The organism is Dyella sp. LX-66 (genome assembly GCF_018599165.1).
Lineage (GTDB): Bacteria > Pseudomonadota > Gammaproteobacteria > Xanthomonadales > Rhodanobacteraceae > Dyella_D > Dyella_D marensis.
The window spans coordinates 559,150-579,620 of sequence record NZ_JAHFVJ010000001.1 but is presented as its reverse complement, the minus strand read 5'-3'; the positions used below and the strand labels follow the sequence as shown (position 1 = coordinate 579,620).

Below are 20,471 nucleotides of genomic sequence, written 5' to 3'. Positions count from 1 at the left end.
GACGCGGTGGGCGTCGGGCCGACCGCCGCGGGCTGCCGATCGGCACTGCGTCACATCCGGAGGAAATGTCCGTCTTGCAGGCATAATGCGCAAACGGTTACGCGGAACAGCGGGACACAGATGCATTACGACCAATCGTGGATGGGCTACGGGATCGTCGGTGGCCTGGAGGCCGGCGCCATCTCGGCGGTGGTGGCTTTCCTGCTGTACGCGCTGTTCAACTGGATCGGCAACCGCAACGACTGGGCCCACGGCATGCGCACCGGCTGGTCCAGCATGCTGGCCCTGCTGCTGACCGCCAGCGGCGACCTGTGGGACATGGTGTATTTCAATTACGGCCGCGTGGAATCGATCCAGTTCCTCAAGGTGAAGCTGGCCGAAGTGCATGACTTCGATGGCGTCGGCACCCGCGTGTTCTTCGAATTCCTCGGCGTGGCGGCGGGCGTGTTCCTGTCGCGCCTGCTGTTCCGGCGCAAGCACGAGGACAAGGACGCTTAAGTCCGCCGCTGGATCAGCCCCAGCACCTCGTTTTCCTGCGCCTGCATGGCGCCCTGCAGATGGTCGACGAACAGGCGGATGCGCGCCGGCAGGTAGTCGCGGCTGGGATAGATCGCATAGATATGCGCTTCCTGGATGGCGCAGTCGGTCAGCACCGGCACCAGCCGCCCGGCGCGCACGTCGGTGGCGATATCCCAGATCGATTTAAAGGCCAGCCCATGGCCGGCGATGGCCAGCTCGCGCATCAGGTCGCCGCTGTCGGTAGTGAGCGAGGCGTCCAGGCGCAGCGGGCGCGGCCCCTCGGGCGTCTGCAGCATCCACGGCAGGATGCCGCGGCCGGGGCGGTGCAGCATCAGGCAGGCATGCTGGGCGAGGTCGCCGGTGTCCTTGGGGCAGCCGTGTTTCTCCAGATACGCCGGCGCCGCGCACACCACCCGGTAGTTGAGCGCGACGCGGCGCGAGATCAGCCGCGAATCGGCCATGGCGCCGCTGCGCACGGCCACGTCCACGCCGTGCTCGAACAGGTCGAGCATGGCGTCGGAGGCGCTGATGCGCATGCGCAGCTCCGGATGCAGCGCGGCGAACTGCGCCGCCAGCGGGCCGACGTATTGCCGGCCCAGGTCCAGCGCGGTGGACACGTGCAGCGCGCCGCGCACTTCCATCTGGCCCAGCCGCACGGCGGCATTGGCGTCGTCCAGGTCGGCCAGGATGCCGACGCAGCGCTCGTAGTAGCAGTTGCCCTCGCCGGTGAGGGCGAGGCGGCGCGAGCTGCGCTGGAGCAGCCGCACGCCCAGCGCCTGTTCCAGCCGGGACAGCCGCTTGCTGGCCACGGCCGGCGACAGGTTCAGTTCGCGCCCGGCGGCCGACAGGCTGCCTGAACTGACCGCGCGCACGAACAGGCGCATGTCCTCGAGTTCGACCATCTTCAATTTTCCGGAAAAGATGATTGCGCAGTTTCGGCAATTCCCGTCCGATCCGGCAAGTAGCACAGTGCCGCCTCCCTTTCCCCAAGGCAGGCAGATGACTTCGCACGACCATTCCCGGGCCGCCCTGCTGGCTCTGTCGGTGGCGGCCTTCGCCATCGGCACCACCGAGTTCGTGATCATGGGGCTGCTGCCCGAGGTGGCGGCGGACCTCAAGGTAAGCATTCCTTCCGCCGGGCTGCTGGTGTCCGGCTACGCCCTGGGCGTGGCGGCCGGCGCGCCGCTGCTGGCCGCGCTCACCGCCCGCATGGAGCGCCGCAATGCCTTGCTGGCGCTGCTGGGCCTGTTCATTGCCGGCAATGCGCTGTGCGCCGTCGCGCCGAACTACGCGGTGCTGATGCTGGCGCGCGTGGTGGCGGCGTTCTGCCATGGCTCGTTCTTCGGCATCGGCGCGGTGGTGGCTTCGCACGTGGTGCCGCGCGGGCAGGGCGCCCGCGCCATCGCGCTGATGTTCGCCGGGCTGACCCTGGCCAATGTGCTGGGCGTGCCGTTCGGCACCTTCCTGGGGCAGTGGGCGGGCTGGCGTTCCACCTTCGGCGCGGTGACCGTGCTGGGCGTGGTCGCGGCGCTCGGCGTGTGGCGCCTGGTGCCGCCGCTGCCGGACCTGCATGCGCCGGACATGCGCCGCGAGATGGCCGTGCTGCGCCAGCCGCAGGTGCTGCTGGCGCTGGCCATGACGGTGCTGGGCTTCGGCGGCGTGTTCACCGTGTTCACCTATATCGCGCCGATCCTGCAGAGCCAGTCGCATATCAGCGTGGGCGCCACCGGCTGGGTGCTGGTGCTGTTCGGCGCAGGCACCACGCTGGGCAACCTGCTCGGCGGACGCCTGGCCGACTGGCGGCTGATGCCGTCGCTGGTGGCGATTCTCATAGCGCTGACGCTGATCCTCGTCGCGTTCACCTGGACCATGCACAGCGCCGTCGCCGCCATCGCCACCGTGTTCGTCTGGGGCGTGGCCGCGTTCGCCACGGTGCCGCCGCTGCAGATGCGCGTGGTGCAGCAGGCGGTGGACGGGCCGCATCTGGCGTCCACCTTGAATATCGCCGCGTTCAACCTGGGCAATGCGATCGGTGCGTTTATCGGCGGCGCGGTGATCGACCGCGGCCCTGGTCTGCCGGCGCTGGGTCTTGCCGGCGCGGCCGTCACCGTGTTGGGCCTGCTGGTCACCGTGTGGAGCATGGCGCTGGAACGGCGCCGCGCCTCGTCGGCCGCCTGCGCGGTCCATGCCTGATTCTTTCGAAGGAACTCTCGTGAGCACACAGATCAAGACCGCCCTGGTGGTCGGGGCGCAAGGTGTCATCGGCCGCAATCTGATCGACCATCTGCGCACGCTGGACGACTGGCGCGTAATCGGCCTCTCGCGCCGCGGCGGCAGCTCGGACGAACGCGTGCGCCATATCGCGGTGGACCTGCTCGATGCCGCCGACACGCACGCCAAGCTCGCGCCGCTCGGCGACGTGACCCACGTGTTCTACGCCGCCTACCAGGACCGCCCCAGCTGGGCCGAACTGGTGCCGCCGAACGTGGCCATGCTGCGTAATGTGCTCGACGCGATCGAGCCGGCGGCGAACGACCTGCAGCACGTGAGCCTGATGCAGGGCTACAAGGTCTACGGCGGCCACCTCGGCCCGTTCAAGACGCCGGCGCGCGAAACCGACGCGCATTTCATGCCGCCGGAATTCATGCACGACCAGCAGCGTTTGCTGGAAGCGCGGCAGCAGGGCAAGGCCTGGAGCTGGACGGCGATCCGTCCGTCGGTGGTCGGCGGCTTTGCGCTGGGCAATCCGATGAATCTCGCGCTGGCCATCGCGGTGTATGCGTCGATGTCGAAGGAGCTGGGCATTCCGCTGCGTTTTCCCGGCAAGCCCGGCGCCTACGACCGCCTGCTGGAAATGACCGACGCCGGCCTGCTCGCGCGCGCCACCGTCTGGGCCGCCACCGATGCGCGCTGCGCCAACCAGGCCTTCAACATCAACAACGGCGACCTGTTCCGGTGGAACGAGATGTGGCCGTTCATCGCCGACTATTTCGAGCTGGAAACCGCGCCGCCGCTGCCCCTGTCGCTGGACAGCGTGATGGCCGACAAGGAGCCGCTGTGGCGGGAGATGCAGGCGCGCCATGCACTGGAGCCGCATGCGTATGCCGACGTATCGTCGTGGCGTTTCGCCGACTTCGTGTTCTCCTGGGACTACGACATGTTCGGCGACGGCTCCAAGGCGCGCCGCTTCGGTTTCCACGAGTACGTGGATACGCGCGCCATGTTCGCCGCCTTGTTCGACGATTTCCGCCGGCGCAGGATCATCCCTTGAACCGGCCATCCCCCTACTTCATTCCGGAGTCGCCATGAAAGCCGTCGCCTATCGCCGCTCGTTGCCCATCACCGATGCCGAAAGCCTGCTCGACGTCACCCTGCCGGAACCCCAGCCCGGCGGCCGCGACCTGCTGGTGCGGGTGGAGGCGGTGTCGGTGAATCCGGTGGATACCAAGATCCGCCAGCGCGTGGATCCGCAGGGCGCCGACAAGGTGCTGGGCTGGGATGCGGCCGGCACGGTGGTGGCGGTGGGTGGTGAAGTGACGCTGTTCAAGCCCGGCGACCAGGTCTATTACGCCGGCGCGATCGACCGACCCGGCAGCAATGCCGAGCTGCAGGTGGTCGACGAACGCATCGTCGGCCGCAAGCCCGGCACGCTGGACATGCTGCAGGCCGCGGCGCTGCCGCTCACCACCATCACCGCGTGGGAGCTGCTGTTCGACCGCTTCGCCATGGCGCGTGGCAACGCGGCGCATACCGGTGCGGTGCTGATCGTGGGCGCGGCCGGCGGCGTGGGTTCGATGGCGGTGCAGCTGGCGCGGCGTTTGACCAACCTCACGGTGATCGGCACGGCTTCAAGGCCGGAAACGCAGGACTGGGTACGCGAGCTCGGCGCGCATCACGTGGTCGACCATCGCGGTGACCTCAAGGCGCAGGTGCTGGCGGTGGCGCCGCAGGGCGTCGACTACGTGCTGAGCCTGACGCATACCGAACAGCACTATCCGGTGCTGGTGGAGCTGCTCAAGCCGCAGGGCAAGTTCGGCCTGATCGACGATCCGGACGGCGTGCTCGACATCGGCCTGCTCAAGCGCCGCAGCCTGTCGCTGCATTGGGAATTCATGTTCACCCGGTCGCTGTTCCAGACCGAGGACATGAAGGCGCAGCATCAGCTGCTCAATGAAGTGGCGGACCTGGTCGACGCGGGGGTGTTGCGCACGACGTTGCGCGAGCACGTCGGTTCGATCGATGCGGCGAATCTGCGGCGCGCGCATGAGCGGCTGGAGAGCGGCAGTGCGATCGGCAAATTGGTATTGGGCGGGTGGGGTTCGTAAACCTCACGCTCGCTCGTCATTCCGGCACAGGCCGGAATGACGAGCTTTCTACTTGCCCAGCAACCGATCCGCCATCTGCCGCGCCTGCTGCCGGATCTCCGGCATCGCCGTCGACTCCCAGAACGTGCCGCGCAACAAACTGCCCATCGCATAGAGATGCGGCCAGGCGTCGCCGTTGTGGCGCAGGCGGCCTTCCGTGGTGGCGGCGCAGCCCAGGCCCAACGGGTCGGGCGTGATGTGGCCGTTGGTCACCAGCTGGCTCACCAGCGTATGGCCGGTGCGGCGTACGTCGGTGTTGAGGCCGATGGTCTGGATCACCAGGTCGGTATCCAGCGCCTGCGGCGTGCTGCTGCCGGTGGGCGTGATGCTCAGGTGCAGATGGTCGCCTTCCACGTCCGCCGCATGCAGGCGCGCGCGTTCGCGGCGGAAGCGGCCGGCCTGTTCCAGCGCCTGCATCTGCGTCATCACCTGCGGCGCCATGCGATGGCGCGCGCGTTCCCAGGCCCAGCGCGCATGGCGCAGGAAGCGTGCGCGCTCTTCGCGCGGCAAGGCCTGCCACAGCGAGGGCGTGTGCGGACGCATGCTGTCGATCACCACGCGCCAGTCGTCGCTGTGCGCAACCGCGTCGCGGAGCAGGCGCATCCACGAGCGCAGGTCCGGCGCGGCCTGCATCGCTTCGATCAGGTCGGCGCCGTCGTCGCTGGGCGCGCTGGCCGAGGCCAGGTGCGCTTCCGGCAGCAGGCCGTGGCGCGAGATCGCGGTGAAGCTCGCATTCGGCCACAGCGCGGCCAGTTCCAGCACCACGTCGACGGCAGTGAGGCCCAGGCCGACCAGCACCACCTTGCGCGGCGCCGGATCCGGCTGCGCCTGCGCGAGAAAGGCCCAGGGATTGACTACGTAGCGTCCGCTGGTGATGGCTGCGTCGCTCACGCCGCTCAGCGGCTGCGGCGGCAGGCCGCCCAGCGCGAGCACCGCCGCGTCGACGCGCGTGGTTTCCTCGCCCTGCAGGATGGTGACGCCGTCGTGTTCCGGCACCAGGCCGTCGACCTTGAACGGAATCACGTGCACGTCGTGGCCGAGCGCCTTGGCGCGTTCGAGCGCGTGCTCGACTTCGGCCTCGAGATAGTCGCCGTAGAGGCGGCGCGGCAGGAAATCGGTGCCGGCGATGCTGCGGTCGCCGCGCTGGGCGAAATCGAGAAAGCCGCGCGGCTTGCTGGCGAACATGCTCATGGAAGCCGCGCGCACGTTGAGCAGATGCCGCTCCGAGCGCGTGCCGTAGGCCACGCCGCGGCCGGGCGCATCGCCGCCGGTGAACCAGTCCAGGTGCAGGGACTGCGCCGGCTGGCGGTCCAGCAGCTCGCTCAGCAGCGTCGCCGCCGCCGCGCCGCCGCCGATGATGGCGACCCGTCGATACATGCCACTCCTTTGTTGGTGGATACCGGCTGCGGAAAGGCCGAAGCGCTCAGGCGCTCAGCCGGCCGGTGATCGCGGCGCGTTGCGGCCGGGCGAGCCACTGGTCGCCCTCGGCGCTGCGCTCATACGCGAGGTACTTTGCCAGATCGCCGCCGTAGACGTGAAGCGTGAGCGCCGTGTCGTGCCGCGAAAGATTGCGGCAGCGGTGCGCATAGCCGGCATCGGCGTCGAACCAGGTGGCGTCGCCGGGGCCGAGCCAGTCCTGGCCCTTGAGGCTCAGCTCGCCGCTGGCCGCGTCGCGCGACCAGGCCTGTACTTCCAGTGCGCCGTGCACGGCCATTTCCAGGCCCCACAGGCCGTCGTGGTCGTGCACGGGCGTGGCGTGATTGGCGGGCCACGCCATCACCAGGATGCTGACGCCGGGCTTGCCGCGCGTGGCCAGCAGCCAGCGTTCGAAACCGCGCTCGCGCGTGCGCAGTTCCTTCAATCCTTCGTTGAGTGCCGCACCGTCGCGATGGACCACGCGGCCCAGTTCGCGCGCCATGGCGGCGAGGTCGGGGTGCTTGCCGACGCCGAGGTCGAAAGCGATATCACGCAACGCCTTGAGGGTGTGCATGGAATGCTTCATGCGATGGAGCTCGGTTGGAACCGGGCGGCAGTGGACCATGGCTACCGTTAAAGACCTGTAACCCGCACACCCCGGTTGCCCTGTGACTTCCGGGGCACATGACTTTCGTGCCATGCATCGCAGGAAGCCGCGGGCGCATGCTGTCTGCGTGGCCGGATGGATGAGCGCCACCAGGAGGAAACCTCATGTTCGTGCTAAGCGTGATCGTGATGGCGGTGCTGGCGCTGTGGCTGGTCGGCGCGCTGATCGGCGTGGTGTTCAAGTTCACCTTCGCCATCGTCGGCGGCGTGTTCAGTGCGCTGGGCGCCTTGCTCGGGGTGGTGATCGCCGGCGTGGTGCTGGCGGCGATGGCGCCGATCGTCTTGCTGGCGCTGCTGCCGGCCTTGCTGCCGGCGTTGATGATCGCCGGGCTGGTGTGGCTGGTGGTGCGTGCGACGCGTCCCGCGCCTGCCGCGCCTGCCATCGACAAACCGGTGCAGCCATAAAGTTGCCGTGAGGGGCCGGCCGGTCGCCTTTGCGAACGGAACGGCCGGCCCCTTGTTTCACGCCAGGCTTTTGTCGCGACTCACAGCTCGCGCAGTTCGAAGCTCACCGGCACCCGCGCCCATGCAGGCACCGCATGTCCTTGCGCCGTGGCCGGCTGGAAGCGCCAGTTGGCCAGCACCTGTTCGCGCGCGCTCTTGTCGAGCACGTCGGAGCCGCTGGATTTCTCGATCGTCACCTGCGTGGGCTTGCCTTCGGCGTCGACCAGCACGCGCAGCATCACCGTGCCACGCAACTTGCGGCGGATCGCCACCGACGGGAAGGTGAGCGGCGCGCTGCGGTAGGCGAGCGTCGCTTCGATCGGCGCGGGATCGGCGACCGGCGCGGTGTTGACGGCCGGTTCGATGGTCGGCACCACAGGTGGCGCGGCGATATTGCCGTCGACGGTGGGCGTGACGGCCGGTGGCTGCGGTGCCTTGGGCAAGGTATGCGGCACGGCCGGCGGCGTCTTCGGCAATGCCTTCAGTTCGATCTGCGGCGGTGCGGGTGGCTCCGGTTGGGGCGTGATCCAGGTCACCACGATCTCGGGCGTCTTCCTGACCGCCTCGACGATCTGGGGCGCCATCGGCCGCATCACGGCCAGCAGGGCGGCGAGATTGAGCGCGATCGCCGCGCTGAGAGCGGCAATGCGGACCTTGTCGGGATGAGCGTGCGACGGACGATAAGCGACAGCCAGGCTTGCGGACGGCATGAGCGACCTCCTGACGAATGCGATGTGTTGGACGCGCCAGTCGCACGCTGCGTGGGGACGCAGAGGGATCGTGCCTGAACGCACGTTCAGACTATGCCGGTCAGAAGCGGATGTGCAAGTAGTGTGTAGAGAGGCCGGACGGGAGTACGCTCCGGACGATTCCTCCCGCTGAACCCCTTCCCGGATTTTTTCAGTGCGCCACCAGCATGGGCAGGTCGCCATGCATGAACAGGTGGCGGGTGGTGCCGCCCAGCACCATCTGGGCCAGGCGCGAACGGCTCCAGGCGCCCATCACCAGCAGGTCGGCGCGGTGCGCATGGGCGGCGTCCAGGATCAGCGTGCCGGCGGCGTGGGTCGGGCCGGCGTCCAGGGTCTGGATGCGTGCGCGGATGCCGTGGCGTTCCAGCCAGTCGGCCAGGCCCGGCGGGGGCAGTACCGCGATCGAATCGGCATACATCTCGCTGCCGTCCAGCAGCAGCACCTCGTCGGCCTTCTGCAGCAGCGGCGCCGCCGCGGCCAGGGCCAGGGCGGATTCGCGGCTGCCGTTCCAGGCCACCAGGGCGCGTGCGCCGAGGGTGTCGCCGATCTGGGCGATGTCCGGCACCACCAGCACCGGGCGGTCGCTGCCGAACACGCAGCGCGAGACGGTGCCGAAGCCCACCGGCGCGTCGCTGCGCTGCTGGCTGCGTTCCATCACCAGGAAGTCGTAGCCGGCGGCGGCCTGGCAGACGGTCTGCACCGTGTCGCCCTGGGCCACGCGCCACTGGCCGCTCAGGCCGCGGGAGGCGAGCAACTGCTGCCACTGGGTGCCGTGTTCTTCCGCCTCGACGCAGCGCCGGCGGGTTTCCTCCAGCTGGACCGGCACCGCCTCCGGCAGGCTGAAGGCGGCGGCCGGCAGGTCGGCCACGTAGAGCCCGTCCAGCCGCGCGCCCAATCTGGCCGCCAGCGCCGCGGCCGCGCGCGGCCCGGGGGTGTGCAGATCGGTTTCCTGGAGGTACAGCAGCAGATCGGTGCTAGGCATGAAGCCACTCCTTCGCCAGTCCATCCCCAGCTTACCCCGCGGGTGTCGACGCGGATTGACGCCGGACAAAAAAAGGCCCCGCACAGTGGGCGGGGCTCAATGAGCCGGGCATCGGGGGAGAGAGGGGGAGATGCCCGGACGACGGAGCATGCGCCCGGGCGGCTTTGCATCCTGTTCAATAGGCGTGAATATGCCATTCACGGCCGTTCATGCACGGGGCCACACAATCGCGTGTCCCGGACAGGCGCCGGGTGGGGCAAAAAGAAAAAGATTCGAGGAGAAGGTCATGGGGAAAACCTGGCTGGGCTGCGCCGTGCTGTCGGCCGCCCTCTTTGCGGCGCTGCCGGCGCCGGCCCATGCGGCCGACGTGTCCTGCCGGATGGACTTCCAGGTCTCCGGCTGGTCGGTCTTCTACCAGACGGCTTCCGGCAGCGGCACGGTCCATTGCGACAACGGCCAGAGCATGGCGGTGCGCATCCGCGTCAAGGGCGGCGGCCTCACCTTCGGCAAGACCAAGATCACCCACGGCGTGGGCAAGTTCACCGGCGTCGACGGCATCGGCGAGATCAAGGGGCATTACGCCAATGCCCAGGTCCATGCCGGCGCGGAAAAATCCGCCGCGGCCCAGGTGCTGACCAAGGGCAATGTCTCGCTGGCGCTCAGCGGTACCGGCGAGGGCTGGAACATCGGCATCGCGTTCGGCGCCTTCATCATCGAATAGCGCACGGTTTCCTTCGCCGCGCCCACCGTGCGCGGCAGTATGCAAGCCCCGGCCGCGCGGGTAAGGTGGGCGGGAGCGCCAGCCGGCGCATCCCCGCTTTCGAGGAAGTCCCCATGTCGGTTTCGTCCAGCGCCGCCCCGCGCTATGCCTTCGGCGACGAACTTGCCAGCAGCGTGCTGCATGGCATCGGCATCCTGCTCAGCATCGCCGGACTCGCCACCCTGGTCGCCTATGCCGCGGTGCTGGGCGATGCGCGCGCGGTGGTGGCCAGCGCGGTGTTCGGCAGCACGCTGATCCTGTGCTACACGGCCTCCACGCTGTACCACGCCATTCCCGGCGAGCTACCCAAGCGCGTGCTGCGCACGCTCGACCATATCGCCATCTTCCTGCTGATCGCCGGCACCTATACGCCGTTCACCCTGATCGCCCTGCCGGGCGCATGGGGCTGGAGCCTGTTCGGTGCGATCTGGGCGCTGGCCATCGCCGGCAGCGCGCTGGAGCTGGGCCTGCTCAAGCGCTCGCGCAAGCTTGCCGTGCTGCTGTACGTGGCGATGGGCTGGGTCGGCATGATCGCGTTCAAGCCGCTCAGCGCGCACCTGGAAACCGGTGGCATGGTGCTGCTGATCGCCGGCGGCGTGGCCTATACCGCGGGCGTGCCGTTCTACCTGGCGCGGCGCATGCCGTATCACCACACGGTGTGGCATTTCTTCGTGCTCGCCGGCAGCGTGCTGCATTACCTGGCGGTGCTGCTGTACGTGATTCCCGACCAGGCCGCGTGAGCGCGGCCCGCCAGGACCTGGAAGACGCCGCCACGCATCTGGGCCTGGCCCACGAGCTGCGCTTCAAGCCGATGTTCGGCGGCCTGTTCGTCTACTTCGCCGAACGGCCCTGCGCGTGGATCGACGCGCAGGGGCTGGCACTGAAAGTCGCGCCGGAACAACAGGCCGAACTGCTCGAGATCGAAGGCGTCACCCGCTTCGTCCACGCCGAAGGCGCCAAGCCGAGCCGGCAATACCTGCGGCTTCCGCCCGCGCTCACCCGCGACACGCCCGTGTTCGCCGCCTGGCTGGAACGCAGCCTGCACGCGCCGCAAAAAAAGCCGGCGCGCAAGCGCCGGCCTTGAGCTGCATCGAAGCGAGCCGCCCGTGCGGGCGGCCTGCTTCAGCGCTTCTTGTTGTATTGCGGAATGAACTGCGTGCGCACCGCTTCGGCCAGCTGTTCCGGCGGTAGCAGGCCCTGGCCGATCACGAAGTCGTTGAAGGCCTTGCGGTCGAAACGCGAACCCAGCGCCAGCTCGGTTTCCAGGCGCAGCTGCTGCAGGCGCATGTAGCCGTAGAAATACGCCGTGGCCTGGCCGGGGCTGTTGAAGGTGTAGCGGTCCAGTTCCTGCCGCGCCATGGCTTCCGACAGACCCACCTCGTGAGTGAGCACGTCGTGCGCGCGCTCGCGCGTGATCAGTCCCAGGTTGAGCATCGGGTCCAGGTACGCGCGCGCCGCGCGCAGCATGCGCGCCTGCAGCGCGCCGAACTGGCCGGCCGGCGGCTCGTACGGCAGCGTTTCGGCTTCCGCATACAGCGCCCAGCCTTCCACGTTCACGCTGTTGAAGGCGAACAGGCTGCGCGCCAGCGATACGCCGCGCTCCACCATCGCCGCGAACTGCAGCTCGTGTCCGGGACGGCCTTCGTGCGCGGTCAGCGTCCAGGCGGCGGCCTTGTAGGTGAAGTCGTCGTAGGAGTCGGAACTGCCCGACTTCGACGAAGGATTACCCATGGTCAGCACGAAGGTGCCCTGTTCGCCCTTGTTGTTGACGAAGGGCGGCGGATCCATATGTGGCGCCGGCACGGCCGCGGCTTCCGCCTCGGACGCCATGCGGATGGCCATCTTGCGGTCGGGCAGGGTGACGATGCGCTCGCGGCGGATGATCTCTTCGATCTTGCCGATCACCTCGTGGTACCAGGGCATCACCTGGTCCTTGGTCAGCTGCTGCTTTTTCAGCGCCTTCATCACGTCGCGGTAGTCGGTGGCCTGGATGTTCTCGGCCTTGGCCACCACCGGCGCCATCATCTGCATGGCCTGGCGCAGCTCGACGAATTCCAGCTCGGCCTGCTTGATCAGTTCCTGCGGCGGGATATCGATGCCGACCTGCTTGAGGTTATAGGCGTACAGCGGCTCCGGCAGGCGGAAGTCGGCGCGGGTACGCGGCAGCACGGTGCTGCGGATCCAGGCGTCGTAGTCCTTCAGCTGGCTGTCCAGTGCGTCGAGCGCCGCCTTGCCGTCGGGCGTATCCAGCTTGTACTTGGCGAACAGCTGGCGGATGCCGTCGGCGTAGCGCTGGGTATTGGCCAGCTTCTGCTCGATCTCGCCCTTGTACGGGCCGAGCAGCGACTTGTTGTCCAGCCGCTCGGTGGTGCGCGCCTTGGCCAGCGTGGCGATCGGCTCGCAACCCGGCGCCTTGCCGACGTAGCACTGCAGGCGGTTGAGCGCGAGCGCGCGGCGCTTGGGATCGACGTCGTCCTTCAGCAGCACGAACTCGCCGTTGAAAATCAGCTGCGCCACGTCCTGCACCGGCAGCATGTACTGGCGGTTGAGGTCGATGCCCTCGATCTGCTCGTCCACCGACTTGACCATGATCTGCAGATCCTGCCGCACGTTGGCGTCCTTCTCGGCCACCAGCAGCTTCTGCAGCTTGCCCTTCACCTCGACCATGGCCGCACGCGTGCGCTCGTCGATGCCGGGCTTGAGGTCGGCGACCTTGTCGTCGTAGCCCGGGATGCCGATCTGCGAGGCGGATTCGGGCGAGAAGCGCGCGGTCGCGTCGAGCAGCACCTTGGCGTCGGCATTGCTGCGTTCGATCCATTCGGGCGACTTGGCTTGCGCGTGGGCGGAACCGGCCGCCGCCAGCGCGGCGGCGATCACGAAGGCGAGAGGTCTGGACATGGAAGGATTCCCTGTAAGGTCTGGCCAGCCTAGGCGGCCGGCGGGTTGCGTGCCTGTGCCGAATGGCGGGGCGCCAGGCCGGTCAGCCGATCAGCATGGCGAAGCCGAACAGCCCGATCATCAACAGCGAAATCACCAGCTTCACCAGGGTGCCGAACAACAGCCCCAGCCAGGTGCCCACGCCCACATGAGCCGAGCGCAGCACGCTCTTGCCCGAGGCCAGCTCCCCCGCCAGCGCACCGAGAAACGGCCCCAGCAGCAGCCCCGGTATGCCGAAAAACATGCCGACCACCGTGCCCAGCGAGGCACCCCACAGCGCCGCCTTGCTCGCCCCGACCCGCTTGGCCCCCAGCACGCCGGCCATGAAATCCACCAGCACGCCGAACGCGCCCAGCGCGCCGATCACCAGCAGCCAGCCGGTGCCCACGCGCTGGTATTCGTTCACCGCCGCGGCCAGCCAGATGCCGCCGAAGATCATGGGGATGCCCGGCAGCGCCGGCAGGATGTTGCCGACCACGCCGCCGATCATCAGCAGGGCGGCCAGCACGTAGAGGGCGATATCCATACAGCTCCCGGCGCGTGACGGTGGAGGATCGGCCACAATAGGCCGCATTGCGCATGGCGGGCGAGTGTACCCCGCCGCCGCTCGCGGGAAGCCACGTGGACAGCACCGACGACACCCATCTGCTCAAGGCCGACGAACTGGGCCGCATCGAACTCACGCGCCGCGACGGCGTGCCGGTGATCCGCCGCGACATCGGCGGCGCCCGCTGGTGGGCGCGCGCGTTTGCGCGCCGCGCCGCGGCCCGCGAGGCGCGCGCGCTGGCCAAGCTCGCCGGCGTGGACGGCGTGCCGGCGCTGCTGGGCTGGAACGGAAAGGAATTGCTGCGCGGCTATATCGCCGGCGCGCCGATGCAGCAGGCGCAGCCGCGCGACCGGGCGTATTACCGCGATGCGCTGCGTTTGCTGGCGGCCCTGCACCGCCGCGGCATCGTGCACAACGACCTGGCCAAGGAACCGAACTGGCTGGTGCGCAAGGACGGCAGCCCGGCCCTGGTGGATTTCCAGATCGCCTGGACCCGCGGCCGCCGCGGCGCGCTGTTCCGCCTGCTGGCGCGTGAGGACCTGCGCCATCTGCTCAAGCACAAGCGCACGTACTGCGCCGACGCACTGAGCGCGCGCCAGCGCGCCATCCTCGCCACGCCGGCGCCGCATGCGCGGCTGTGGCGCGCCACCTTCAAGCGGCTGTACAAGCTGGTGGCGCGGCGGATCTTCGGCTACTGGGACAACGAGGGGCAGGGGCGCATCCGCCAGTGACGGCGCGCCCGCCGCGTCACTTCTCGACGAAGGCGCGTTCCACCACGTAGTCACCCGGCTCGCGCGTGCGCGGCGAGGCGTGGAAGCCGCGGCCGTCGAGCAGGGCGCAGGCGTCTTCGAGCATCGACGGGCTGCCGCAGAGCATCACGCGGTCGGTGTCGGGGTTCAGCGGCGGCAGGCCGATGGTCTGGCTCATCAGGCCGTCGGCGATGGCGTCGGTGATGCGGCCGCGGTTGCGGAACGGCTCGCGCGTGACGCTGGGGTAATAGATCAGCTTCTCGCGCACCAGCTCGCCCAGGTATTCGTGCGCGGGCAGCTCGCGTTCGAGGTAGTCCGAATAGGCCAGGTCGTTGACGTGGCGCACGCCGTGGGCGAGCACGATCTTGTCGAAGCGCTCGTAGGTATCCGGATCGCGGATGACGCTGAGGAACGGCGCCAGGCCCGTGCCGGTGCCCAGCAGATAAAGATGCCGGCCCGGCTTCAGGTCGTTCAGCACCAGGGTGCCGGTGGGCTTGCGGCTCACCGTCACCGGGTCGCCGGGCTTCAGGTGCTGCAGGCGCGAGGTGAGCGGCCCGTTCGGCACCTTGATGCTGAAGAACTCCAGGTGTTCTTCCCAGTGCGCGCTGGCGATCGAATACGCGCGCATCAGCGGACGGCCCTCCGTTTCCAGGCCGATCATCACGAACTGTCCGCTGTCGAAGCGGAAGCCGGGGTCGCGCGTCGTGCGGAAGCTGAAGAGGGTGTCGTTCCAGTGGTGCACGTCGATCACGTGCTCCGTTGCCAATGCGACCATGGGGTTACCGTTGATCTCAAGAAGATTCGTATAAGAACCGCGCGGCGGGCGCGCCAGGCGCCGCCGAAGCGCGAACTCGTTAGCGCGAACTCGTCAGCGTGGACTCGTTGGGGTGGCGAGGGCTGCCTGACGAGCACTGCCGGACGGCAGTCGATGCGGCTCATTATGCCATCTGCCGGCCGGAAGCGCCGAAGCCGCGCCCGGGGCGGCGATCTGGCGACCCCGAAAGCCCGGACGCGGCAGACCAGGAAAATTCTAAATCTTGGCGTAATCGGAGAAATCCGAAGCGAATTCGATACATTTTCGGACAAATGGGACCCAGCCGCGGATGCCCATGCACCGTCCGTTGGAGTTGAATGAAGACTTCGCACAGCCGTTCGCGACGGTTCGCGAAATGCAGGGAACGGCCACGCTCGTTCCACCCTGGCAGCACCATCCAGCGCCATTCGTTTTCTCTTACGGAAAACACCGCGGGTATCGCGGTTCGAGGTGGTGGTGGACGCTTTCCCAGAGGCACGGACGCATGGCATGGGGATCGGCGTACAGACGAGGGCAGCGTGATGATTCGAGTCATCGTGGCGGACGACCACCCGGTGGTGGTGATCGGCGTCAGGACCGTGCTGGAGCGGCACGGCGACATCAAGGTGGTCGGCGAGGCCTGCAACGGCAGCGAGCTGATCGACCGGCTCGACCGGCTGCCCTGCGATGTGATCATCACCGACTTCTCCATGCCGGGCGACGCGCCCGACGAGCTCTCCGGCGAGAGCGCCAGCGAACCGCGCCACGCCGATGGCCTGCCGCTGATCACCTTGCTGGCCACGCGCTATCCGCAGATTCCGGTGATCGTGCTGACCATGCTCAACAACGTGGCCGTGCTGCGCGCGATCCGCGAGAAGGGCATGAAGGGCCTGGCCTACAAGAAGTCGTTCGCCACCGACCTGCCCAATGCGGTGCGCGCGGTGAAGCGGGGCGATACCTACGTCAGTCCCAGCCTGCGCGAGCGCTTCCATCAGCGGGAGCACTCTCCGGAAACCATCGCAAAGGAACTTTCTCCCTGCGAGATGGAAGTGCTGCGCCTGTACGGCATGGCCCAGCTCACCGTGACGCAGATCGCCGAGCGCCTGCATCGCAGCATCAAAACGGTGAGCGCGCAGAAGCGCAGCGGCATGAAGAAGCTGGGCATCCTCCACGACAGCGCGATCGGCGAATACCTGGAAAAGCTCGGCTTTCGCTGACGCATCATCGTGCTCGGATTTTTCTATGTCGTTTTCAGAACACGCTGATTTACTCGCTGCGAAAGGCCTGATTACGGCAGCCGCTCCGGCCGTGCATGCTGCCCGGCCCATCCAAGCGGAGCGTTGCGCGGGGGCGGTTCGGCGGCAGATGCCGGGGCTGGCGCCCCGCCATCGTTATTCATAGGAAGGTCTTTGCATGGCTTGGCTGCGCTGGTGGCTGTTCGCGATGATGCTGTGCGCCGTACGCTGCGCCGCGGCCGACGGCGTGGTGCTCACGCCGGAAGAGGAGCGCTGGCTCACCGAACATCCGGTGATCGTGGTGGGCAGCTACCAGGAGGGTTTCGCGCCGTTCGAAAGCGTGGTCGAAGGCCGCGTGCAGGGCATGGGCCCGGACTACCTGGCCAGGCTGGCCGACATGCTCGGCGTGCGCGTCGCCTATCGCGTGTATCCGGATTGGCCGGCCCTGCTGAAAGCCGCGCAGGCCGGCTCGGTCGATCTGCTGATGAATATCTCGCCGACCGCCGACCGCGCCGCGCACCTGCAGTTCAGCCAGCCTTACTTCGAGGACTTTCCCGCCCTGGTCACGCGCGCCGGCAACGAGCGTGTGAAGGACATGGCCGGCCTGCGCGACGCCACCCTGGTGAGCCTGGCCCAGGACGCCACCGCCGAAACCGCGCGCGCCTACATCCCCGGAGTGAAGCTGGTGCACGCCGGCAGCACGCGCGATGCGCTGCGCATGGTCGCGGACGGGCGTGCCGAGGGCTATATCGAGAACCCCTACGCCGAGCGGTTGGCGATCGACGCGGCCGGCCTGCAGAACCAGCTTCACGTCGGCCCGCTGGTGGCGCTGCCGATCTCCGCGCTGTGCCTGGCCGCGCCGCACGACCGCGCGCCGCTGATCGGCGCCATCGACAAGGCGCTGGCCCTGCTCACCAACGAGGACCACGCGCGCCTGCGCGCGCCCTGGCTCAACGGCGACCTGCGCCACCCGCGCAGCGACGACGCCGCCGTGCCGCTCAGCGAGGACGAGCGCGCCTGGCTGCGCAAGCTGCCGCCGCTGCGCGTGACCATGGACCCGACCTCACCGCCGTTCACCCTGCTGGACCGCAACGGCCAGCCCGCGGGCATCTCCAGCGACTACCTGCGCGAGATCGCGCGGGCGCTGGATCTGCGCCTCACCTACGTGCCGGCGCGCAACTGGGGCGAGGTGATCCGTGGCATGGCCGAGAGCAAGGTGGACCTGATCCCCGCGGTGTCGCCGGTCAGTCCCGAGCAGTCCGCGCTGATGGACTTCTCCGTGGGCTATCTGGATTACCCGGTGATGATCGTCACCCGCACCGAGGCCAATCCCATCACCGGCCCCTACGACATGGCCGGCTGGACCGTCGCCGCCAATCTGTCGCGGCAGGACATCCGGGCCATGACCGGGCGCATGCGCGGGGTGAACGTGGTCGGCGTGGCCAGCACCGAGGAAGGCCTGTCCAAGGTCGCGGACGGCTCCGCCAACGCTTTCGTGGGCGACATCGCCAACGCCGACTTCGTCATCCGCGAGCGTTTTCCCGGACGCCTGAAGATCAACGCCCCCACCGAGGACCACGTGGTGCTCACCATGGGCGTGGCCAAGCGCTACGCCCCGCTGGTACCGCTGATCAACCGCGTGCTGGTGAACATGCCGGAGCGCAAGCAGCAGTCCATCCGCAACACCTGGCTGGCCGCGCACTACACCTTCGGCGGCAGCTGGAAGGAGATCGCGCACAAGACCCTGCCGGTGATCGCGATCGTGCTGCTGTTCCTGCTGACGGTGTCCTACGCGTACTTCCGGCTGCGCCGCGAGACCAGCAAGCGGCGGCGCACCGAGGAGCAGCTCACCGACGTCACCCGCCATCTGCCGGCGGTGGTCTACAAGTTCCGCTACACGCGCGAGGAAGGCGTGCGCTTCCTGTTCGTCGGCGGCAATCCGGAGCCGATGTTCGGCATCGGCGCGCAGGTGTTCATCGACGGCAAGCGCGGCGCGCTGTCGGCCATCGTCGAGGAAGACCGTGCGCCCTTGCTGGCCGAAGTGGAACGCGCCGCCAGCAGCATGATGCCGTTCCAGGCGGTGGTGCGCGTGCGGGCCTGGGGCGGCCTGCGCTGGGTGTCGACCAGCGCGACGCCGCGCCTGGTCGAGGGCGTGGTGCATTTCAGCGGCTGCTGGGTCGACACCACCGAGCAGCATCAGCAGGCCGAGCAGCTGGCGCGCGCCAAGGAACAGGCCGAGACCGCCACCCAGGCCAAGACCGAATTCCTCGCCACCATGAGCCACGAGATCCGCACGCCGATGAGCGGCGTGATCGGCATGCTGGAACTGCTGGCCCACACGCCGTTGAACGAAGAGCAGCGCCGCATGCTGGGCACGGTGGAGGCCTCGGCGGCGGCGCTGCTGCAGATCCTCGACGACGTGCTGGACTTCTCCAAGATGGAAGCCGGCCGGCTGAGCATCGAGTACGTGCCGGTGGACGTGCGCGATCTGATCGACAGCACGGTGAGCGTGCTGTCGGCGCAGGCGCATCGCAAGGGGCTGGCGCTGGCGGTGGACATCGACGAGCGCCTGGCCGGCGAGGTCAGCGCGGAGAACGTGCGGCTGCGCCAGATCGTGCTCAATCTTGTCAGCAATGCCATCAAGTTCACCATGCTCGGCGCGGTGCGCGTGTACGTGAAGGTGCTGGAGGACAGCGGCGCCAGCCAGCAGGTGCGTGTCAGCGTGGTCGATACCGGCATCGGCATGTCGCCGGACCAGCTGTACCGCCTGTTCCAGCCGTTTACCCAGGCGGAGTCGTCGACGACGCGCCGCTATGGCGGCACCGGGCTGGGTTTGTATATCTGCCGCAGGTTGGTGGAGCTGATGGGCGGCACCATCGCGGTGGAGAGCGAGGTGAATCTCGGCACCGGCATGCACGTGGAGCTGAGCATGCCGATCCACCGCCGCGAACTCTCGCATCACGCGCTGCGCGGGCGAACGGTGCGCATCGAAGTGGCGGATCCCGCCGTGGCGCTGGCCTTGCGGCGCTATGTGCTGGCGCTGGGCATGAGCGTGGACGACGGCGATGCGGCGCGCGGCCGGCACGGCAGGCTTGGCGGCGAGCATCCGGACCTGCTCTTCGTCGACGAGCAGTTCGGCGCCGGCCGTCCCGCCGCGGCCGGCACCTGCATCGCGGTCACCGCCATTCCCGATCCGCACGGTTACACCAGCAGCGCCGCGGGCGTCACCGTCACCAGCAATCCGCTGAAGTGGTCCACCTTCGCCATTGCCTGCCAGCGCGCGCTGGGCCTGGCCGTGGGCGAGAGCGAGCGCGAAGCGCTGCTCGGCGCCAGCGCCGGCACCGACGGACGCGTGCTGGTGGCCGAGGACAATCCGATCAACCAGGCCTTGATCGCCGCCCAGCTGGACAAGCTCGGCTATGCCTGCGACGTGGTGGCCAACGGCAAGCAGGCGCTCGACGCGCTGGAGCAGCGCAGCTACGGCCTGCTCATCACCGATTGCCACATGCCGCTGATGGACGGCTACGAACTGGCCCGCGCCGTGCGCCGCCGCGAGAACCACAGCGGCCGCCACCTGCTGGTGCTGGCGATGACCGCCAACGCCATGCCCGGCGAACTGGAACGCTGCACCAACGCCGGCATGGACGACTTCCTGCCCAAGCCCGTCCGCATGCCCGAACTGCGCGCAAAACTGGAGCGCCTGTTCGGCGTCGGCTCGGCGGCGGTGCGGCCGGTGTTCGAGGTGGACCTGGGCATGCTGCGAGAGAGCTTCGGCGACGACCATGTGATCCAGTCCCTGGTGACCGGCTTCGTGCGCACGACGCGCGTGGATCTGCTGACGCTGGATGTGCTGGTGGACCAGCGGCGGCCGCTGGATGTGGCGCATTGGGTGCACCGCTTGCTGGGCGGCTTGCAGTTGTTCGGGAGCAATCCGCTGACGGAGGAGGGGCAGGCGCTGGAGATGGCGCTGAAGTCGGAGGACCGCTATGAGGTGATGGCGGATGCGTTGGCGTTTCGGAGGAGGGTCGAGGGGTACCTCGACAGGTTGGAGGTGGTTGCGCGGGCGCTGTGAGGGGTGAGGCTGCGCCTCTTGCTCGTCATCCCGGCGTAGGCCGGGATCCTTTTGCGGTATCGCTTGGTTTTCGCGTTAACGCGAGCTGGCCGCTTATGCAGCGGGCATTTCGGGCGCCTGCCGGCGCCCGAGTCACTTTCTCTTTGCTGGCTCAAAGAGAAAGTAACCAAAGAGAAATAGCCTCAGAGCAACTGCTCGCGACGCAACTAGAAGGAGCGGTGGGCGTCTGCGGTAACTT

Annotated in this window: 19 protein-coding genes; 11 read left to right on the top strand and 8 right to left on the bottom strand. The window is 68.3% G+C overall.

Translation table 11 applies throughout. The annotated features are described in order from the left end of the window. The first annotated feature begins 120 nt into the window (after positions 1-120). On the top strand, positions 121-498 hold the full coding sequence (locus tag KK141_RS02580) for a hypothetical protein (protein ID WP_214570813.1): 378 nt from the start codon (positions 121-123) through the stop codon (positions 496-498). Here the strand turns inward: KK141_RS02580 and KK141_RS02575 are convergent. Then, positions 495-1,421, bottom strand: a complete 927-nt coding sequence (locus KK141_RS02575; RefSeq protein WP_214570812.1) for a LysR family transcriptional regulator — start codon at positions 1,419-1,421, stop codon at positions 495-497. The two genes, KK141_RS02580 and KK141_RS02575, sit on opposite strands and share 4 nt — an antisense overlap. Here KK141_RS02575 and KK141_RS02570 point away from each other — a divergent pair. From KK141_RS02570 to KK141_RS02560, 3 genes are read left to right on the top strand one after another with little or no spacing between them, the layout of a single operon-like run. Beyond that, positions 1,402-2,712 (top strand): MFS transporter, encoded by a 1,311-nt coding sequence (locus KK141_RS02570; RefSeq protein ID WP_345777571.1) that lies wholly within the window; start codon positions 1,402-1,404, stop codon positions 2,710-2,712. The two genes, KK141_RS02575 and KK141_RS02570, sit on opposite strands and share 20 nt — an antisense overlap. Before the next feature lie 19 nt (positions 2,713-2,731). Further along, a complete protein-coding gene (locus tag KK141_RS02565; protein WP_214570810.1) occupies positions 2,732-3,790 on the top strand; it encodes an SDR family oxidoreductase in 1,059 nt (352 codons plus the stop codon). A gap of 34 nt (positions 3,791-3,824) precedes the next feature. Further along, positions 3,825-4,844, top strand: coding sequence for a zinc-binding alcohol dehydrogenase family protein (locus KK141_RS02560; protein ID WP_214570809.1), 1,020 nt, complete (start codon positions 3,825-3,827; stop codon positions 4,842-4,844). A gap of 48 nt (positions 4,845-4,892) precedes the next feature. On the opposite strand, the gene KK141_RS02555 is transcribed toward KK141_RS02560, so the two are convergent. Then, positions 4,893-6,260 (bottom strand): FAD/NAD(P)-binding protein, encoded by a 1,368-nt coding sequence (locus tag KK141_RS02555; RefSeq protein ID WP_214570808.1) that lies wholly within the window; start codon positions 6,258-6,260, stop codon positions 4,893-4,895. Between the two features lie 46 nt (positions 6,261-6,306). Continuing rightward, on the bottom strand, positions 6,307-6,873 hold the full coding sequence (locus KK141_RS02550) for a cysteine dioxygenase family protein (protein ID WP_243868253.1): 567 nt from the start codon (positions 6,871-6,873) through the stop codon (positions 6,307-6,309). Between the two features lie 197 nt (positions 6,874-7,070). Between KK141_RS02550 and KK141_RS02545 the strand changes: the two genes are divergently transcribed. Beyond that, the gene (locus KK141_RS02545; RefSeq protein ID WP_214570807.1) at positions 7,071-7,370 is read left to right on the top strand and encodes a hypothetical protein; all 300 of its coding nucleotides are present in this window, start codon (positions 7,071-7,073) and stop codon (positions 7,368-7,370) included. 80 nt (positions 7,371-7,450) lie between these two features. Here the strand turns inward: KK141_RS02545 and KK141_RS02540 are convergent, their stop codons facing one another. Together KK141_RS02540 and KK141_RS02535 are read right to left on the bottom strand one after the other, a co-directional pair. Beyond that, positions 7,451-8,119 (bottom strand): energy transducer TonB, encoded by a 669-nt coding sequence (locus tag KK141_RS02540; RefSeq protein WP_214570806.1) that lies wholly within the window; start codon positions 8,117-8,119, stop codon positions 7,451-7,453. 190 nt (positions 8,120-8,309) lie between these two features. After that, positions 8,310-9,140 (bottom strand): universal stress protein, encoded by an 831-nt coding sequence (locus KK141_RS02535; protein ID WP_168648203.1) that lies wholly within the window; start codon positions 9,138-9,140, stop codon positions 8,310-8,312. Positions 9,141-9,426: 286 nt separating this feature from the next. On the opposite strand from KK141_RS02535, the gene KK141_RS02530 reads away from it, so the two are divergent. The 3 genes from KK141_RS02530 (at position 9,427) to KK141_RS02520 (ending at position 10,984) form a co-directional block, all read left to right on the top strand. Further along, the gene (locus KK141_RS02530) at positions 9,427-9,861 is read left to right on the top strand and encodes a hypothetical protein (RefSeq protein WP_214570805.1); all 435 of its coding nucleotides are present in this window, start codon (positions 9,427-9,429) and stop codon (positions 9,859-9,861) included. Positions 9,862-9,974: 113 nt separating this feature from the next. Continuing rightward, entirely contained in the window at positions 9,975-10,640 is a 666-nt protein-coding gene (locus KK141_RS02525; protein ID WP_214570804.1) for a hemolysin III family protein, read from the top strand. Then, complete coding sequence (locus KK141_RS02520) at positions 10,637-10,984, top strand: TfoX/Sxy family protein (RefSeq protein WP_345777570.1); 348 nt, start codon at positions 10,637-10,639, stop codon at positions 10,982-10,984. The genes KK141_RS02525 and KK141_RS02520 overlap by 4 nt, the downstream gene beginning before the upstream one ends. A 38-nt stretch (positions 10,985-11,022) precedes the next feature. Here KK141_RS02520 and KK141_RS02515 read toward each other — a convergent pair whose 3' ends face one another. Together KK141_RS02515 and KK141_RS02510 are read right to left on the bottom strand one after the other, a co-directional pair. Further along, the gene (locus KK141_RS02515; protein ID WP_214570803.1) at positions 11,023-12,798 is read right to left on the bottom strand and encodes a DUF885 domain-containing protein; all 1,776 of its coding nucleotides are present in this window, start codon (positions 12,796-12,798) and stop codon (positions 11,023-11,025) included. An 82-nt stretch (positions 12,799-12,880) separates the two neighbouring features. After that, entirely contained in the window at positions 12,881-13,363 is a 483-nt protein-coding gene (locus KK141_RS02510; RefSeq protein ID WP_214570802.1) for a DUF456 family protein, read from the bottom strand. Between the two features lie 95 nt (positions 13,364-13,458). Here KK141_RS02510 and KK141_RS02505 point away from each other — a divergent pair, with 95 nt between their 5' ends. Next, entirely contained in the window at positions 13,459-14,115 is a 657-nt protein-coding gene (locus KK141_RS02505) for a serine/threonine protein kinase (protein WP_214570801.1), read from the top strand. Between the two features lie 16 nt (positions 14,116-14,131). On the opposite strand, the gene KK141_RS02500 is transcribed toward KK141_RS02505, so the two are convergent. Further along, on the bottom strand, positions 14,132-14,908 hold the full coding sequence (locus KK141_RS02500) for a ferredoxin--NADP reductase (RefSeq protein ID WP_167258573.1): 777 nt from the start codon (positions 14,906-14,908) through the stop codon (positions 14,132-14,134). Between the two features lie 560 nt (positions 14,909-15,468). Between KK141_RS02500 and KK141_RS02495 the strand changes: the two genes are divergently transcribed. Then, positions 15,469-16,143, top strand: coding sequence for a response regulator (locus KK141_RS02495; RefSeq protein ID WP_214570800.1), 675 nt, complete (start codon positions 15,469-15,471; stop codon positions 16,141-16,143). Positions 16,144-16,339: 196 nt separating this feature from the next. Then, on the top strand, positions 16,340-20,233 hold the full coding sequence (locus KK141_RS02490; protein WP_214570799.1) for a transporter substrate-binding domain-containing protein: 3,894 nt from the start codon (positions 16,340-16,342) through the stop codon (positions 20,231-20,233). Positions 20,234-20,471: the final 238 nt, after the last annotated feature.

Excerpts from the sequence above, each read along its gene's own strand:
- KK141_RS02500 (WP_167258573.1), bottom strand. The coding sequence starts at position 14,908 with ATGGTCGCATTGGCAACGGAGCACGTGATCGACGTGCACCACTGGAAC.
- KK141_RS02540 (WP_214570806.1), bottom strand. The coding sequence starts at position 8,119 with ATGCCGTCCGCAAGCCTGGCTGTCGCTTATCGTCCGTCGCACGCTCAT.
- KK141_RS02570 (WP_345777571.1), top strand. The coding sequence starts at position 1,402 with ATGTCCTCGAGTTCGACCATCTTCAATTTTCCGGAAAAGATGATTGCG.
- KK141_RS02550 (WP_243868253.1), bottom strand. The coding sequence starts at position 6,873 with ATGCACACCCTCAAGGCGTTGCGTGATATCGCTTTCGACCTCGGCGTC.
- KK141_RS02530 (WP_214570805.1), top strand. The coding sequence starts at position 9,427 with ATGGGGAAAACCTGGCTGGGCTGCGCCGTGCTGTCGGCCGCCCTCTTT.
- KK141_RS02580 (WP_214570813.1), top strand. The coding sequence starts at position 121 with ATGCATTACGACCAATCGTGGATGGGCTACGGGATCGTCGGTGGCCTG.
- KK141_RS02555 (WP_214570808.1), bottom strand. The coding sequence starts at position 6,260 with ATGTATCGACGGGTCGCCATCATCGGCGGCGGCGCGGCGGCGGCGACG.
- KK141_RS02490 (WP_214570799.1), top strand. The coding sequence starts at position 16,340 with ATGGCTTGGCTGCGCTGGTGGCTGTTCGCGATGATGCTGTGCGCCGTA.
- KK141_RS02510 (WP_214570802.1), bottom strand. The coding sequence starts at position 13,363 with ATGGATATCGCCCTCTACGTGCTGGCCGCCCTGCTGATGATCGGCGGC.
- KK141_RS02535 (WP_168648203.1), bottom strand. The coding sequence starts at position 9,140 with ATGCCTAGCACCGATCTGCTGCTGTACCTCCAGGAAACCGATCTGCAC.
- KK141_RS02575 (WP_214570812.1), bottom strand. The coding sequence starts at position 1,421 with ATGGTCGAACTCGAGGACATGCGCCTGTTCGTGCGCGCGGTCAGTTCA.
- KK141_RS02515 (WP_214570803.1), bottom strand. The coding sequence starts at position 12,798 with ATGTCCAGACCTCTCGCCTTCGTGATCGCCGCCGCGCTGGCGGCGGCC.
- KK141_RS02525 (WP_214570804.1), top strand. The coding sequence starts at position 9,975 with ATGTCGGTTTCGTCCAGCGCCGCCCCGCGCTATGCCTTCGGCGACGAA.
- KK141_RS02495 (WP_214570800.1), top strand. The coding sequence starts at position 15,469 with ATGATTCGAGTCATCGTGGCGGACGACCACCCGGTGGTGGTGATCGGC.
- KK141_RS02545 (WP_214570807.1), top strand. The coding sequence starts at position 7,071 with ATGTTCGTGCTAAGCGTGATCGTGATGGCGGTGCTGGCGCTGTGGCTG.
- KK141_RS02560 (WP_214570809.1), top strand. The coding sequence starts at position 3,825 with ATGAAAGCCGTCGCCTATCGCCGCTCGTTGCCCATCACCGATGCCGAA.